At 50.9% G+C, this 15,988-nt stretch carries 11 protein-coding genes; 7 read left to right on the top strand and 4 right to left on the bottom strand.

All coding sequences use genetic code 11. The annotated features are described in order from the left end of the window. Positions 1–135: 135 nt before the first annotated feature. The 7 genes from ade to AM231_RS26420 all read left to right on the top strand — a co-directional run bounded on the left by ade (position 136) and on the right by AM231_RS26420 (position 11,186). Entirely contained in the window at positions 136–1,938 is a 1,803-nt protein-coding gene (gene ade, locus AM231_RS26390) for an adenine deaminase (protein ID WP_054405311.1), read from the top strand. A 305-nt stretch (positions 1,939–2,243) separates the two neighbouring features. Then, positions 2,244–3,647 carry a cytochrome ubiquinol oxidase subunit I gene (locus AM231_RS26395; protein WP_054405312.1) on the top strand — a complete coding sequence of 468 codons (1,404 nt, stop codon included), beginning with the start codon at positions 2,244–2,246 and terminating at the stop codon, positions 3,645–3,647. After that, a complete protein-coding gene (cydB, locus tag AM231_RS26400; protein WP_053491047.1) occupies positions 3,634–4,650 on the top strand; it encodes a cytochrome d ubiquinol oxidase subunit II in 1,017 nt (338 codons plus the stop codon). The genes AM231_RS26395 and cydB overlap by 14 nt, the downstream gene beginning before the upstream one ends. Then, positions 4,650–6,413, top strand: coding sequence for a thiol reductant ABC exporter subunit CydD (cydD, locus tag AM231_RS26405; protein WP_054405313.1), 1,764 nt, complete (start codon positions 4,650–4,652; stop codon positions 6,411–6,413). Before cydB ends, cydD begins: the two co-directional genes overlap by 1 nt. Further along, positions 6,410–8,206 carry a thiol reductant ABC exporter subunit CydC gene (gene cydC / locus AM231_RS26410; RefSeq protein WP_054405314.1) on the top strand — a complete coding sequence of 599 codons (1,797 nt, stop codon included), beginning with the start codon at positions 6,410–6,412 and terminating at the stop codon, positions 8,204–8,206. The genes cydD and cydC overlap by 4 nt, the downstream gene beginning before the upstream one ends. Positions 8,207–8,640: 434 nt before the next feature. Next, positions 8,641–10,029 carry a class II fumarate hydratase gene (gene fumC, locus AM231_RS26415; protein WP_053491050.1) on the top strand — a complete coding sequence of 463 codons (1,389 nt, stop codon included), beginning with the start codon at positions 8,641–8,643 and terminating at the stop codon, positions 10,027–10,029. Positions 10,030–10,148: 119 nt separating this feature from the next. Then, positions 10,149–11,186, top strand: coding sequence for a hypothetical protein (locus AM231_RS26420; protein WP_054405525.1), 1,038 nt, complete (start codon positions 10,149–10,151; stop codon positions 11,184–11,186). Positions 11,187–11,294: 108 nt separating this feature from the next. On the opposite strand, the gene AM231_RS26425 is transcribed toward AM231_RS26420, so the two are convergent. The 4 genes from AM231_RS26425 to AM231_RS26440 all read right to left on the bottom strand — a co-directional run bounded on the left by AM231_RS26425 (position 11,295) and on the right by AM231_RS26440 (position 15,951). Then, positions 11,295–11,810: a copper amine oxidase N-terminal domain-containing protein gene (locus AM231_RS26425; protein WP_242615314.1), complete on the bottom strand. Its 516-nt coding sequence runs from the start codon at positions 11,808–11,810 to the stop codon at positions 11,295–11,297. A 252-nt stretch (positions 11,811–12,062) separates the two neighbouring features. Continuing rightward, positions 12,063–13,415, bottom strand: coding sequence for a hemolysin family protein (locus AM231_RS26430; protein ID WP_054405316.1), 1,353 nt, complete (start codon positions 13,413–13,415; stop codon positions 12,063–12,065). Positions 13,416–13,472: 57 nt separating this feature from the next. Next, positions 13,473–13,766, bottom strand: a complete 294-nt coding sequence (locus AM231_RS26435; protein ID WP_242615315.1) for a hypothetical protein — start codon at positions 13,764–13,766, stop codon at positions 13,473–13,475. A gap of 325 nt (positions 13,767–14,091) precedes the next feature. Then, the gene (locus AM231_RS26440) at positions 14,092–15,951 is read right to left on the bottom strand and encodes an LTA synthase family protein (RefSeq protein ID WP_054405526.1); all 1,860 of its coding nucleotides are present in this window, start codon (positions 15,949–15,951) and stop codon (positions 14,092–14,094) included. Positions 15,952–15,988: the final 37 nt, after the last annotated feature.

Below are 15,988 nucleotides of genomic sequence, written 5' to 3' on the forward strand. Positions count from 1 at the left end.
GGGCATCTCTTCCTTTATGGATATAAGTACTGGCAACCCGGGCAGATTCGCTGTCCGGGTTGTTTGGCGTGTTATCAAGCAATCGATTGTGTATTTACCGTTCATTACAAAAAACTAGGGGAGCGTGCAATCATCATGAGTTCAATCCAAAGACAGAAACGATACGAGGTCAGCCGGCAGCTGGGGAAGGTTGCGTTAGGACAAGAGCCTGCCGATCTGGTCATTAAGGATGGCACGCTGGTGAACGTGTTTACGGGCGAGCTTCAGGAGCATATGGATGTGGCGATGGCGCAGGGGCGCATCGCGTATATCGGCAATGCAGATCATACGATCGGGGAGGCGACACGGGTCATTGAAGCGAATGGCCGTTATATTACACCGGGTCTGCTGGACGGCCATATGCATGTGGAGAGCACGATGCTGACCGTGACCGAGTTTGCCAAAGCGGCCATCGTGAGCGGAACGACCGGGATCTACATGGATCCTCATGAGATTGCGAACGTATTCGGCATGGAGGGTGTGCGCTGGATGCACGAGGAAGGGCAGCAGCTGCCGATGAAGGTGTTCACCACCATCCCTTCGTGTGTGCCGTCGACGTTTGATCTGGAGGATGCCGGAGCGCAGCTGGGCGTAGCCGACATAGAGGAAGGGCTGACTTGGGAAGGCGTTGCAGGGCTTGGCGAAGTGATGAACTTCCCGGGCGTTGTATACGGTGACAAGACCATGAGCGGAGAGATCGAGGCCACGCTGCGCTCAGGCAAGGCGGTGACAGGGCATTTTCCAGCTGAGGATGACCGGATGCTTCAGGCCTATATGGCAACTGGCGTAAGCTCCGATCATGAAACGGTAACCAGAGAGCAGGCTTTGGAGAAGGTTCGCCTTGGCATGCACCTGATGATCCGCGAGGGCTCGGCTTGGCAGGATGTGAAGGAAGTTGTTAAGGTCATAACGGAAGATAAGGTGCGGACAGACAATATGTCTCTGGTTACGGATGATGTGTACCCACAGACGCTGCTGAGACTCGGTCACATGAACCATGTAGTTCGCCGTGCAATGGAGGAGGGCGTAGACCCGGTTACGGCAATTCAGCTGGGAACGATCAATGTGGCTCGTTATTTCGGGATGGACATGGAGGTTGGCAGCATTTCACCAGGTAAGACAGCTGATATATTGCTGATTGATGAGCTGAAGAGCATGGTACCTTCCGTTGTCATCACGGATGGCGAAGTGGTAGCGGAGAACGGCAAGCTAGTGAAGGAATTTCCGGTTTATCAGTACCCTGAGCAAGCTTTTAACTCGGTCCGGCTGCAGCGTCCACTTACTGCGGATGATTTCCTGCTGCGCAGCAAATTCGATGCGACTCGCACGGAAGTGAACGTGGTGCGTGTCATCGAGAACAGCGCCCGTACTGCTAAAATGACGGCGGTGCTCTCTGTGCAGCAAGGAGTGATCCAGCCAGACCTCGGTCAGGACGTGGTTCAACTGGCATGTATTGAGCGTCACGGCATCTCAGGACAAATCTCGCTCGGCTTTGCGAGCGGCTTCGGACTGAAATCCGGCGCGGTGGCGTCCACCGTAGCGCATGACAGTCACAATCTGCTTGTGATGGGTACGAATGCCGAGGATATGGCCCTGGCGGCGAATGAGCTGGCAGCATGCGGAGGCGGCATGATCGTGGTTCGTGACGGCAAGGTGCTGGCGAAGGTGGCAATGCCGATTGCAGGTTTGCTGGCAGACCGCCCGGTTGAGACCGTGGCGGAGGAAGTCGCTGCCCTGGAGGAAGCATGGAAGGAGCTTGGATGCTACATCCATGCGCCGTTCATGACCTTCTCCCTCATCGCGCTGCCGGTGATCCCGGAGATCCGCATTACCAATCGCGGCATCGCGGATGTGACGGAATTCAAGCTCATCGAGACGGAGATTGGTGCAGATCAGTAATTTACGGAATAAATGATGAGATATAACGAAGCAGGCTGCCTTCATGGCAACCTGCTTTTTGCGTTAGACAGAACCTGCCGCGACCTATAACAGGGGGCTTGTGAACGCCTGTTTACTCGTTAAAATGCCCCTTAACATAGCTTTAAATTTAACTTAGTGATTTTCGTCACAAATTTATACCTTTTAAACCGATTTCATTCATCATAATGTGATCTTTATCACAATGCTTTGCACTGCGGTTTGCGACAATACAAAAAGAATAAAATTTGAAGTGATTATGTGAGCTAAGGGAAGGGGTATCTGTTATGGATCCGGTTATGCTGGCGCGAATTCAATTCGCATCGACAACCATTTTTCACTTTATTTTCGTACCTTTGTCCATCGGATTGGCGTTTCTGATTGCCATCATGGAGACAATGTATGTTGTCAAAGGCCAGGAAGTCTATAAGAAAATGGCCAAGTTCTGGGGAAAGCTGTTCCTGATTAACTTTGCAGTAGGGGTTGTGACAGGCATTCTGCAAGAATTCCAGTTCGGCATGAACTGGTCGGATTACTCACGCTTTGTCGGGGACGTGTTTGGCGCACCGCTTGCCATCGAAGCCCTGCTGGCATTTTTCCTCGAGTCGACGTTCATCGGGCTGTGGATATTCGGTTGGGACCGGTTATCGAAGAAGGTCCATCTGCTCAGCATTTGGCTGGTATCCTTCGGAACCCTGATGTCCGCCTTCTGGATTCTGGCAGCGAACTCGTTCATGCAGCGTCCCGTCGGATTTGAAATGAACAATGGGCGGGCCGAAATGAATGATTTCTTCGCATTGATCACGAACGGTCAGCTGCTGGTAGAGTTCCCGCATACGATCTTTGGTGCATTGGCTACGGGTGCCTTCGTTGTTGCAGGGATTAGTGCTTACAAGCTGATGAAGAAGCAAGACCTCGATTTCTTTAAAAGATCATTCCATATCGCCATCGTAATTGGCCTTATTACCTCTATTCTGGTTGCTGTATTCGGTCACCAACAGGCACAGTATCTGGTCGATACGCAGCCGATGAAGATGGCCGCTGCGGAAAGCCTGTGGGAAACCAGTGACGATCCTGCACCTTGGACGGTCTTTGCGTCCATTGACCCGGATAAGCAGGAGAACAAGATGGAGCTTAAAATTCCGTATTTGCTCAGCTTCTTGTCCTACAGCAAATTCTCCGGCGAAGTTATCGGGATGAAAGAGCTGCAAGCGCAGTATGAACAGCAATATGGACCTGGGGATTATATTCCTCCCGTACGCACTACATTCTGGAGCTTCCGGATTATGGTGGCCGCCGGCAGCATGATGATTCTGCTGGGGTTGTACGGAGCGTGGCTGATGCTGCGCAAGAAGGTCGAGCAGGCTGGTAAATGGTTCTTTAAACTGCTGCTCTTTGGCATTTCGCTTCCCTTCATTGCGAACACGTCAGGATGGATCATGACAGAGATTGGGCGGCAGCCATGGACGGTCTTCGGGCTGATCACCACGGAGAACAGTATTTCACCAAACGTAAGCGCAGGCTCGATCCTGTTCTCGCTCATCATGTTCACCGCTATTTATGCGGCGCTGGCTGCCGTCATGGCATATCTGTTCATCAAGGTTATTAAGAAAGGACCGTATGCGGCGGAGGAAGATGATCACCACGCAAACGATCCGTTTAATAAGGAGGGCTACAATGCTGTCTCTTAACGAACTGTGGTTTGTGCTCGTTGCCGTATTGTTTATCGGATTCTTTTTCCTGGAGGGCTTTGATTTTGGAGTCGGGATGTCCACGCAGCTGTTGGCCAAAAGTGATACCCAGCGCCGGGTGCTGATCAATTCGATCGGTCCGTTCTGGGATGCGAACGAGGTCTGGCTGTTGACGGCGGGCGGCGCGATGTTCGCAGCCTTCCCGAACTGGTATGCTACCCTGTTCAGCGGATTCTATATCCCGCTCGTCTTTCTACTCCTGGCCTTGATTGGACGCGGGGTAGCCTTTGAATTCCGCGGCAAGGTGAACGATGTCCGCTGGAGACGGGTGTGGGACGGCGCGATCTTCTTCGGCAGCGTGCTTCCGCCCTTTCTGCTCGGCGTTGTCTTCGCCTGCCTGATTCAGGGGCTTCCTATCAACGAAGAGATGCAGATGCATGCTGGTTTCTTTGATGTTGTGAATGGCTATACTGTGGTTGGCGGCCTCACGATGGTTATGCTCTGTCTGCTGCATGGCTTAATGTTCACAACACTGCGCACGGTAGGTGATCTTCAGGAGCGAGCTCGCCTTATGGCCCGGAAGTTATTGCTTCCGGTTGCGGCTCTGTTCGTAGTATTCGGTGCTATGACGTATTTCATGACCGATATCTTCGAGAAGCGGGGCGTGGTGTTAACCGTGCTGCTGGTGCTGGCTCTGCTTGCATTCCTGCTGGGCGGATATTTCATGAACATCAAGCGGGACGGCTGGGCTTTTGGAATGACTGGTGCTGTCATCGGTCTTTTGGTAACATCGGTATTTGTAGGGTTGTTCCCGCGCGTAATGGTCAGCTCTATTAATTCGGCATTTGACCTGACGATTTATAATGCGGCCTCTGGACCGTATTCTCTCAAAATTATGACGATTGTGGCGGTAACGCTGCTGCCATTTGTACTGGGTTATCAAATTTGGAGCTACTTCGTTTTCCATAAACGGGTACATGAGAAGGAGCATCTGGAATACTAATGGGAAAAGATCTGCTGGGATACAAAGGCGCCAAGACGGTATTTCTCCTTGTCGCCGTATGTACCCTGGCACAGAGCATGGCCATCCTCCTGCAAGCCAAATGGCTGGCGGAAGCCATATCGGCCCTGTTTGCGGGATCAACGCTGCAGGAGCAGGGGGACACCATTGCCTTGTTCCTGCTTGCGTTTCTGGCACGCCACGGCATTTCAGTGGTGCAGCAAGGAATCGCGCAGCGCTTTGCCGAGGAGACGGGCGCAAGCCTGAGAAAGCAGCTGCTGGATGAGCTGTTTCAAAACGGGCCTGCCTTCGTTCGGACAGAAGGAACAGGTAATGTGGTTACGCTTGTGCTGGAGGGCATCGGCAAATTTCGCAAATATGCGGAGCTTACGATACCACGCATGATGGGAGCAAGCATTACCCCTGCGCTGGTATGGCTGTATGTGTTCATGACAGACCGGATTTCGGGTATCATCCTGCTGGTGACCATGCCGATCTTAATCGTATTTCTTATTCTGGTCGGGCTTGCTGCAAGAAAACAGACCGAGTGGCAGCTCGATTCCTATCGGATGCTGTCCAATCATTTTGTGGATTCGCTGAGAGGCCTGACCACGCTGAAGTTTCTTGGGCAGAGCCGCCAGCACAGCAGAAGTATACAGCAAGTCAGTGAGGGGTACCGCGCAGCCACCATGCGGACGCTGCGCGTAGCCTTTCTATCGTCCTTCGCGCTGGATTTCTTCACGATGCTGTCCGTAGCATCCGTTGCTGTAAATTTGGGCTTGCGCCTCATTAACGGCAGCTTGGAGCTGCTGCCTGCACTGCTCATCCTGATTCTGGCCCCGGAGTATTTTCTGCCAGTGCGGATGGTCGGAGCGGACTTTCATGCTACGCTGGACGGCAAGCAGGCAGGGGAAGCGATGCAATCCATGATTCGGGAAGCCTCGAAGTCCCCAACAGACCTAACATTTAAAATTGAAGATAATTTATTGGCTTCCCCTCAAACGAAGCCTCATTTCCAATGGGATAACGAAAGCGTGCTGGAGCTGTCCGGGATCGGCCTCAGACACGAAGCGCAGGGGCCGGCCTCTTTGGAAGATGTCAGCTTCCGGATACCGGGCCGGGGCAAGATTGGCATCGTAGGGGAGAGCGGAGCAGGCAAAACTACGCTGATCGAGCTGCTAGGCGGATTTATGGCGCCTACATCCGGTGTGATGGAGCTAGGCAGTATGAAGCTTGATGAATCAAACCGGCGGGAGTGGAGGACGCAGGTTACCTATATGCCGCAGCAGCCTTATTTGTTCGGGGCCTCACTGGAGGACAATGTGCGCTTTTATGCACCTGAGGCATCAAGGAAGCAAGTGGAAGCAGCAGTAAAGGCAGCGGGTCTGTCGGATCTGGTAGATCGCTTGCCGGGCGGACTTGCTGAGATGATTGGCGGCGGCGGCCGCACATTAAGCGGCGGCCAGGCGCAGCGTGTAGCCTTGGCGAGAGCGCTGCTCGGCGGCCGTAAGGTACTGCTGCTGGATGAGCCGACGGCGCATCTGGATATTGAGACAGAGTATGAGCTGAAAGAGACGATGCTGTCTCTTTTTCAGGACAAATGGGTATTCCTGGCGACACACAGGCTTCACTGGATGCAGAATATGGATTATATCCTCGTTCTTGATCAGGGGCGGGTCGCGGAGACGGGAACCCATGAGGAGCTTATGGCTCGGCAGGGTGTTTATTACGGATTGATCACATCGCAAATGGAGGGAGTACAATGAAGCAGGAATCGTGGTTTCGGCCTTACGTAACGGCAAACTTCTGGCGTTTTCTGCTCATTGTCATACTGGGCGTGCTCACCATCCTGTTTGCCGGGATGCTGATGTTCACCTCCGGGTATTTGATCTCCAAATCTGCCCTGCGCCCAGAAAATATTCTGATGGTGTACGTGCCGACCGTTGGGGTCCGTACCTTTGGCATTGGACGTGCGGTAATCCATTACATCGAGCGTTTGGTGGGACATGATACGATTCTGCGCATCTTGTCCCATATGCGTCTGCGGCTGTACCGTATCCTGGAACCGCAGGCTCTCCGTTTATCCTCCCGCTATCGCACCGGGGATCTGCTCGGCGTGCTCTCCGATGATATCGAGTATTTGCAGGACGTATATATTCGGACGGTCTTTCCATCCATAGTAGCGCTTGTATTATACGCCGGAGTTATTCTGGCCGTCGGCCTCTTTGATCCGGCATTTGCTCTTCTGCTCGCGCTGTATGTAGCGGTGCTGATTCTGGTGCTGCCGCTGATTTCCTTGCTGCTCACCAAACGGAAGAATCGGGAGATGAAGCAGGCCCGCAGCAATCTGTACCAAAAGCTGACCGATGCGGTGCTGGGCATTCATGAATGGTATGTCAGCGGTCGGCAGACGGAATTTCTGACCGGTTATGAGGCGGATGAAGCCGAGGTGGATCGGACGGACCGCTCTCTCAAACGCTGGTCACGTCTTCGCTTCTTTATCGCTCAGTGCGTCGTTGCCGTGACGGTGGTATCTATGGTGTATTGGTCAGGACGGCAGTATGCGGACGGCTCAATCGATGTTACGCTGATTGCAGCCTTTGTACTGGTGGTCTTTCCATTAATGGACGCATTCCTGCCCGTATCCGAAGCTGTAGAGCGGATTTCGCAGTACGGTCAATCGGTCGCGAGGCTTCAGGCCATAGAAGGCGCCGATGCTTCTGACACGAAGCCTAATCAAGGACAACTGTTGAGCAAGGCAGAGATCGAATCGGTAAAGAGCACCGGTATTCATATGAAGGCGGACAGCGTCAGCTTCCGATATGACCAGGCAGCGAGCGGCGTATCCGCACGTGTAGCATCCGACGACAATAGGGAAGGGTCTGTATTAACCGATGTTTCGCTCAACATTCCGCCTGGAGCCAAGGTAGCCATCATAGGGCGCTCGGGTGCCGGTAAATCGACCCTGCTGCAGTTGATTCAAGGGGTGCTCGCACCTTCAGAAGGAAGTCTCACCCTGGGCGGTGTGGAGTCTACAAGGTTTGGAGATGGAATCTCCTCCGCAATTTCGGTATTGAATCAAAGCCCGCATATGTTTGACACAACACTTGAGAATAATATCCGGCTTGGATCCCCGAACGCCACGGAGGCAGAGATACGGGATGCCGTTGCCATGGCGCGACTTGAACCATTGGTGGCTTCCCTCCCGGAAGGTCTCCGCACCCGCATGCAGGAAGCCGGACAGCGTTTCTCCGGGGGAGAGCGTCAGCGTGTAGCTCTAGCCCGAATCCTGCTGCAGAAGACGCCAGTCGTCATTCTGGATGAGCCCACGGTCGGGCTGGATCCCAAAACCGAACGGGAGCTGCTCTCCACCATGTTCGCCAGTCTGCAGGACCGGACTCTAATCTGGGTGACGCATCACCTGGTCGGCGTAGAGAATATGGATGAGATCATCTTTATGGAACACGGTCAAATCGTCATGCGAGGAACGCATACTGAGCTGATGGAACGTTATCCGCGGTATCGGAACTTGTACCGTTTGGATCGCCCGGCGATATAGACTGTCCTTAGCAATGGATACTAAGAGAACTGACCCTTTAGGGGCGGTTCTTTTTTTGTTTCCTCGTATCCTGAAAAGTTCCTCCAGTACAGGATTGGATGACACCAATCCTCTCAATGGAGATAACTTTAGTCTTAAGCTGGGTAAAGGGTTAATACAACCTAAGGGCGGAGGTTAAGCCGTGCGTATGATTTGACACCTATGCGAGTGCGTTATAAAGATGCAGGAGTACGGGATATCCAAAAAAAGGAGCAGCTCCTGCTCTTCGCCCTTATGGTTTTTTTCTTGGGTAAGTATGTGTCATAATAGGGGAGATGAAAAAATTAAAGCGTTTTAGCTCTGCACATTGAACGAATGATCGAGTGGCTTCGCTGACAGAAGAACTCTCGTTTAATGTATAGCCACATTCAAGGAAGTCAAAGGAGGAAGTTGGGATGGATTATCGTATTGAGAAGGATACCCTGGGTGAAATCAAAGTGCCTGCAGATAAGCTTTGGGCAGCGCAAACACAGCGCAGCTCCGAGAATTTTCGGATTGGTACCGAGACAATGCCGAAGGAAATCATCCGGGCATTTGCGATTTTGAAGAAGAGTGCGGCTATTGTTAATAACAAGCTCGGTAAACTGGATGCAGACAAGGCAGATGCGATTACGACCGCTGCCGACGAGATTGTGGCCGGCAAGTGGGATGATCACTTTCCGCTCGTGGTTTGGCAGACCGGCAGCGGTACGCAGTCCAATATGAACGTTAACGAAGTCATTGCAAACCGGGCGAATCAGCTGCTCGAGCAGAAGGACATCGCCCTGCGCGTTCATCCCAACGATGACGTAAATAAATCCCAAAGCTCTAACGATACATTTCCGACAGCGATGCATATGGCTGCGGTCGTGGCCGTGGAAGACCATGTGCTGCCCGCCCTGCGCCGTTTGAAGAAAACACTGGAGAAGAAAAGCGATGAATACAAGGACCTGATCAAAATTGGCCGTACGCATCTTCAGGATGCTACACCGCTGACACTGGGACAGGAAATTAGCGGCTGGCACCGGATGCTCGAGAAGTGTGAACTCATGCTGGCTTCTGCCGTGGAACCGCTGCGCGAGCTGGCGATCGGCGGTACCGCTGTGGGAACGGGGATAAACGCACATCCGAAGTTCGGAGAGATGGCGGCAGCGGAAATTAGCATGCAGATGGGAAAAAGCTACACATCCGCGAGCAACAAATTCCATTCGCTGACCAGCCATGATGAGATCGTATTTGCGCATGGCGCGCTGAAGGCACTGGCTGCCGACCTGATGAAGATCGCCAATGACGTTCGCTGGCTCGCTAGCGGCCCGCGTTCAGGCATAGGCGAGCTCACGATCCCTGCCAATGAACCGGGCAGCTCCATCATGCCGGGAAAAGTAAATCCAACCCAGAGCGAGGCGCTCACGATGGTGGTCTGCCAAGTGATGGGCAACGATGCTACGATCGGTTTTGCGGCAAGTCAGGGCAATTTTGAACTGAATGTCTTCAAGCCGGTCATCATCTATAACTTCTTGCAGTCGGTACGCCTGTTGTCGGATGCTATGGATTCCTTCGATCAGCATTGTGCTGTCGGCATTGAGGCCAACCTGGAGGTCATTCGGGCGAACATGGAGCGTTCACTGATGCTGGTGACGGCCCTGAATCCGCATATCGGTTATGAGAATGCCGCGGCGATCGCGAAGAAGGCGCATCAGGAAGGGACAACGCTTCGCGAAGCGGCTTTGGCAAGTGGTCTGCTGAGCGGAGAGGATTTTGACCGGATCGTTCGTCCAGAAGACATGATTCATCCGAAGGAGTAGCATAGATATTTGGAGCTTGGATAACGTAACGGGTCTTTTGTTAAACCCAAGGAGCCCATTTCACTATGGTGAAGTGGGCTTTGGTTTGGGACTATCGAATAACGAGGAAGGATGATAACTTGAGAAAGCATCAATGGCTGGCCACGCTGCTCTCACTGATCTGCACGGGGCTCGGGATGTTTTATATCGGAACACCTGGCATGCTGATAGGCGGCACGCTGCTTATGGCGCTCCAGGGAGCGGCATTGTTTGTTTTTTTCATGACATTGGGATATTTGGGCGTCATTATCGGGCCGCTCGTAATTGGAATTCATCTGATCGGGCTGATTATACCGGTTATTTACTTGAGTTACAGATCACCCAGGAAACCGAGGTTTGACGAGAAACGGCGGCGCCAACTTTCCTCCCCCTGGAAGATTGCCCTGCGGACGATTATCGGAGTCGCCCTGTTCGCTGGCTCCATTTATGCGGGGTACACTTATGGCTCGGCCCCGTTCATGAAGACGGCTGCGGAGAAACAGGTGGTGCAGACGGCAGCCGAGTCTTATCTAGAGCAAAAGTACAATGAGCCCTTTAAGGTGACGGATGTAGACTATACATGGGCCATCGGTTCATACCAACTGAAAGCCCATCCGGAACAGACGCCTGAGCTGGAGTTTACGCTTAAGAGCAATGATGCCAGCCCTCCCGTCATATCAAATGATACGTATCTGAGTCTGCTCTGGGGACAGCAGCTGAAGGAGCGATTAAAACCTCTGCTGAATGAGCTTTATCCGGATCAGGCGTTTGGACGCGCTTATGTTTATACCAACAGCGACACGGTTGTGCGTGATTATAGCCAGCTTGCCAGCGACAGCGGAGATGTCAGCCAAAATATAAGTTTAATCGTATTCGCCGATCTGACGGCCGATAATATGACCCAGGAGAAGGAACGCGTACTGGAGCTAATCCAGCGCTTGCCTTCGCTCACGGTACCGGGGGAGACGGATCTTACGATTGATTATTATGCTGCAGACCTGAAGACGCCGGGTAACGTAAAGAAGGCCCGGCAGGATATTGATGTCATGAAGGAGAAGAGCAGCATCGCTACCTTCAGAGCATTTGATATATCGAAAATTACGTCCGTAGCTGATATCGAGATGAGAGGGCTGGAATGAACAGGCTGGTGGATACGCTTGATTCAAATGGAAGCCAGGCTGAGTCTATGACTCAGCCTGGTTTAGTTTAATTATGTTAGGAACCCAAGCTATAGGTGAGAAGCTTTGTCAGCGCGGAGACAGCTGAAGGAGGCGTCCTTCCTGTGTCAATGTGATGGTCAGCTTCAAATTAAAGGCTTTGGCCATATCCCGCACAGGCACGTAGAGGGTGTTTTTGAAGAGGAAGGGCCCTTCATATTTGCTCTCATCGAGGCTGCAATTGTCCGATTCAGGCGGACACAGCCTGGACGGTGTGTAAATATTAACGTCATTCACGCTCATCTCCTGCGCCGCCCGCCGAACAATCGTGTATCCCCAATTGGCATTGCCCCATATCGATACCAGGGGACTGCTTGCGGAATTCAGGTCATAGTGATGAAAGTTGTCGAACTCCTCCTGCAGGGAATAGGAGACCTCATAACCCAACGCCAAGGCTAAAGACTTAAGTGGAACGTAAGTCTTACCTTCGTGAATATAGACGTCCGTCAGGTGAGAGCCGTTTGCTTCTACGGTATATCCCCCGGCAGTTTTGGCAGCAGCTTGTTCGCCATTCCATATGAACGATGCGGCTACCAAGACACTCATGAGCACAAATAGCGATATCCTTCTTATTCTGATGATTATGATAACCTCCTTGTCTACCGATACTTTGGCAGAGATATCCAGTTTATAGGAGACTGCCTATTATTATATAGACTCATAATGAGGTCCATTGGTTTGCCATTGAAAACAGAATTTAAATATATACTTATCTTTGTTCATCATAACCGGATAACTCTTCTACGAAAAAAAACCGCCCTGCATTCCCGATAAGGAGTGCAGGGCGGTTTATTGTATCTACTCGTTATTCTCGGCAGCTGCTGTCAGGGCAGCGGCCTCTTCGGCTGCGCTTTCCTTCGTTTCTTTAACGATTTGCAGCTTCGTATAACGGTGAGTCTTCTTCTCAATAACGGTAAACGTCAGGTCCTGATAGGTATACGTGTCGCCTTTGGAGAGCTCCGAGTTGTTTCCGTACAGCCAGCCTCCAATTGTATCCAGATCATCTGTGCTGAGATCGGTATGAAGGAGATCATTGATTCGATTAATCGGAACCTTACCGTCAGCAATGATGCGGTTTGGCTCAGGCTGGGTCAGCTCGCGCTCTTCATCCTCGTCGAATTCGTCGCGAATTTCGCCGACAATCTCCTCCAGAATATCCTCAATCGTAATCATGCCGGAGGTACCGCCATATTCGTCGATGAGGATAGCCATATGCGTTCCTTCCTGCTGCATTTTGCGCAGCAACTTTTTAATCGGAATCGCTTCGGATACCGTCACGGCCGGATGAATCAGCTTGGACAAGTCGATATGGGAATTGTCATCGAACTCCAAGAAGAACTGTTTGGTATTCACCATGCCGACGATCTGGTCCTTATCCCCGCGTACAACCGGAAAACGGGTATACTGCTCACGCTTGATAATCTGCAGGTTCACTGCCAGCGGCTTGTCAATATACAGACAGATCATATCGGTACGCGGGACCATAATTTCTTTGGCAAGCATATCATCAAAAGCAAAAATTCGGCTTACATAACCGTATTCAGCCTGATTAATTTTCCCGCTCTCGTAACTGTCACTCAGAATCATGCGAAGTTCTTCCTCAGAGTGAGCCTCATCATGTTCGCTGGCAGGGTGCATGCCGAATAGACGAACGATTTTGTTGGCCGAGCCGTTCAACAGCCAGATGAACGGGTACATGATCCGGTTGAACCAGATAATGGGCGTCGCGCAGAAGAACGAGACAGCTTCGGCTTTATTAATAGCAATCGTCTTCGGAGCAAGTTCTCCGATAACGACATGAATATAAGTCATGATGATAAAGGCAAGCAAGAATGAGATTAGTGAAGCTATCGCTGCAGGTATGGCCAGGCTATCAAACACCGGGTGAAAAATTTTCTCAATGGTAGGTTCCCCGAGCCAGCCAAGTCCCAGCGCTGTAATGGTAATACCCAGCTGACACGCCGACAAGTAGCCATCGAGATTGGTAGTTACCTTTTTTACGGCAAGGGCGCCTTTGCGTCCTTCCATTACTAATTGGTCTACTCGGCTGGGACGAAGTCTTATGATAGCAAATTCGGTCATAACGAAAAAAGCGGTTGCTGCGATAAGTACTGCGACTAAGAACAAATTCAAGCCTATACTGTCGTCCAAACAAAACACATCCTTTTTTTATCTGATCTGAATTAGTCTTTAAATAACCAACGCTTACTATGCATGGTGATCAACATAATTCGACCGGAACTTCAAAGGTTCTAGCTTCATGTGCTTGAGGAGAAGAAACATATCGGTATCCGTGCAGCTTGTAACGTTTTGCGAGGACAGCAGAGACACATTGTGCTTCGCTTCCAGCATTAAGCGTACGGGTTCCGGGCTTTTGGGAACCGGCGATGACGCAGGAAGAATGCCTTCAGATGCTTCCAATCCCGAGGCCGCAGCGGAATCGCTGAGATCAGTCATGGGGATCTGCGAAACGGAAGCAATCAGCAGAAAGCCTAGTGCCAAACATATAATTCTGTTTATCCTTCGTGTGGGGTCCAAGGTTGGATCGTCACTCCTACATTCGTAATCGATTTGCTCTAGAATATATATGGCTTAATGTTCAGTGTATGAATATGAGAGTAGTTGTACGTAATTTCACCACGAACGCGGTGTTCAAAACAAGGTATATTGTACTTAATCATAAGAAAAAGTAAGCCACTATGTCAAATGGCAGCCAGATTTATCGATAGGAAGCCTTGTATATCAAGGGATTGTTGGCGGTTTATAAAAATATAAAAACAAGGCAGCTCCCCTCAGATTAAGGAGAGCTGCCTTGTTAACAAGCAGATTATTTATGGAAAGGCTGCTGCCTAATATAACTGTCGGACAGATGGAGCAGCTGCAGCGCGCGTTCGAATTCATCCTTGGAAGCCTGAGTCTTCTTCTCGTCTGAGTTCGGAAGCGGATGCTTGGTTCCATCCTCATAGCCAATCCCCGGAATATACAGGGTTGTATCGTTGATGAACGTGCCTGAAGGAAGATAATATCGTTCCGGCAGCAAACTATTGTTGGTATGGTTCAACAGATCCTGCCCGAAATGGAGTTGCTTATCCATCGACACACCAAGCAGATTGCCTACGGTTGGCAAGAGGTCGACCTGCCCGCCGACTTGTTCATTTACTTCCGGCTGAACGCCTTCACCGTGGATTATCAGCGGGATATTGATCATATCCGCAGAAGTATAATCACGTCCATAGATTTCGTGCATCAGCTCTTTATCCTTGCTGTCCAAGGAATAAATCGGAAGTCCGAGGTGATCGCCGTAGAGAACTACCAGGCTGTTATCCCATACGCCGTCTTGCTTCAACTGCTCAATGAATTTACCAAGCGCATCATCGGCATAATTCTGCGAGCGGATGTAGTCGCCAACAAAGGTCCCCTCATATCGATCAGGCAGCGTCATCCGATACTTTTCCTGAGGAATCGTAAACGGATGGTGAGCCGACATGGATATGACCTGGGTGTAGAATGGTTTACCGGCATCGTTCATTTTCTTCAGCTCGGCGGCTGTTTTGGAATAAAGCGTATCATCCGAAGCGCCGAAGAACAGCCTATCATCCTCACCGAAGAATGCTTTGTCATAATACCGGTTGAAACCGAGCGCTTTGTACAGCTCCCCGCGATTCCAAAACTCCACGACATTAGTATGGAAGGTGGCCGTATCATAGCCTGCTCCCTGCAGCAATCTTGGAAGGCTTGGCAGAACCCGGTCTGCATAATGCTGAGTTGCCGCCCCGCGTGGTGGAATGTAGAAGGAAGTATTCACAACAAACTCCGCATCCGATGTATTGCCCTGGCCCACATTCTGGTAGAAGTTCGGGAAGTACATGCTCTCCTTGGCCAGTTTATTCAGGTTCGGTGTGATTTCTGTACCGTCAATGTTCAGACCGAGTAAGAAATTCTGGAACGATTCCATCTGGATAATGATAAGGTTCTTCCCTTGCGCTACACCCGAGAGGAGGGGTTCCGTATCAGAAGCCTTCAAGCCTTTCAACTCGTTCACTTTATCCTGGGTGATGGTTTTTGCATCCACCAGTTGTGTATTTTCCTGCTGGAAAATCGTATAAGCCTCGTAGTTAAGTATCCCCATTTCCTGCGCCTTCACAATCTCGTTCATGCTGGCGCGGTTTGGCATGATCTGAAACAGACACAGCATTAAGGAAACGACAAACACGATAGGAATGATCTTGCGCTTTTCCTTTTTGGTGTGATGAATCTTCCATTTTTTTACGCGATCACTGCGCCACAGCAAGACAAACAACATGATGATATCCGTGAAGATGAGCAGATAGTACGGATCCATCAAGGAGAAGACACTGTTGCTTACCGCGGTTACCTGGTTGACCTGCTCTAACGCATGATACGTAACAATGACGCCGTAATACTTATAATACATAATAGCTGCAAAGAATATGGCGGTCAGCAATAAATTAACAATCATATAAACCGTGAGCTTTCGCTTGGAAGCGAACCACTCAATTAAGCTGAACACAAGCCAAATGAAAGGAATTTCTGTGATAAGCGGTTTCCAAGGCATGACATCATCAAAGATGACACTCCAGGCCAAGTAACTTTTAAGCAGCATAATGACAGAGAAAAATATGAATGGCTTCGTGATCGTTAACCGAAACCGAGAGGTGGAGAACACCGGTATCGCCTTCCTTTCCATGCCGCATATTCCTGGC

The sequence above is a fragment of the Paenibacillus solani genome, assembly GCF_001277345.1.
Taxonomy (GTDB): Bacteria; Bacillota; Bacilli; order Paenibacillales; family Paenibacillaceae; genus Paenibacillus_AQ; species Paenibacillus_AQ solani.

What these genes read in the sequence shown, in the direction of transcription:
- ade (WP_054405311.1), top strand. Translation starts at nt 136, where the DNA reads ATGAGTTCAATCCAAAGACAGAAACGATACGAGGTCAGCCGGCAGCTG.
- AM231_RS26395 (WP_054405312.1), top strand. Translation starts at nt 2,244, where the DNA reads ATGGATCCGGTTATGCTGGCGCGAATTCAATTCGCATCGACAACCATT.
- cydB (WP_053491047.1), top strand. Translation starts at nt 3,634, where the DNA reads ATGCTGTCTCTTAACGAACTGTGGTTTGTGCTCGTTGCCGTATTGTTT.
- cydD (WP_054405313.1), top strand. Translation starts at nt 4,650, where the DNA reads ATGGGAAAAGATCTGCTGGGATACAAAGGCGCCAAGACGGTATTTCTC.
- cydC (WP_054405314.1), top strand. Translation starts at nt 6,410, where the DNA reads ATGAAGCAGGAATCGTGGTTTCGGCCTTACGTAACGGCAAACTTCTGG.
- fumC (WP_053491050.1), top strand. Translation starts at nt 8,641, where the DNA reads ATGGATTATCGTATTGAGAAGGATACCCTGGGTGAAATCAAAGTGCCT.
- AM231_RS26425 (WP_242615314.1), bottom strand. Translation starts at nt 11,810, where the DNA reads ATGAGTGTCTTGGTAGCCGCATCGTTCATATGGAATGGCGAACAAGCT.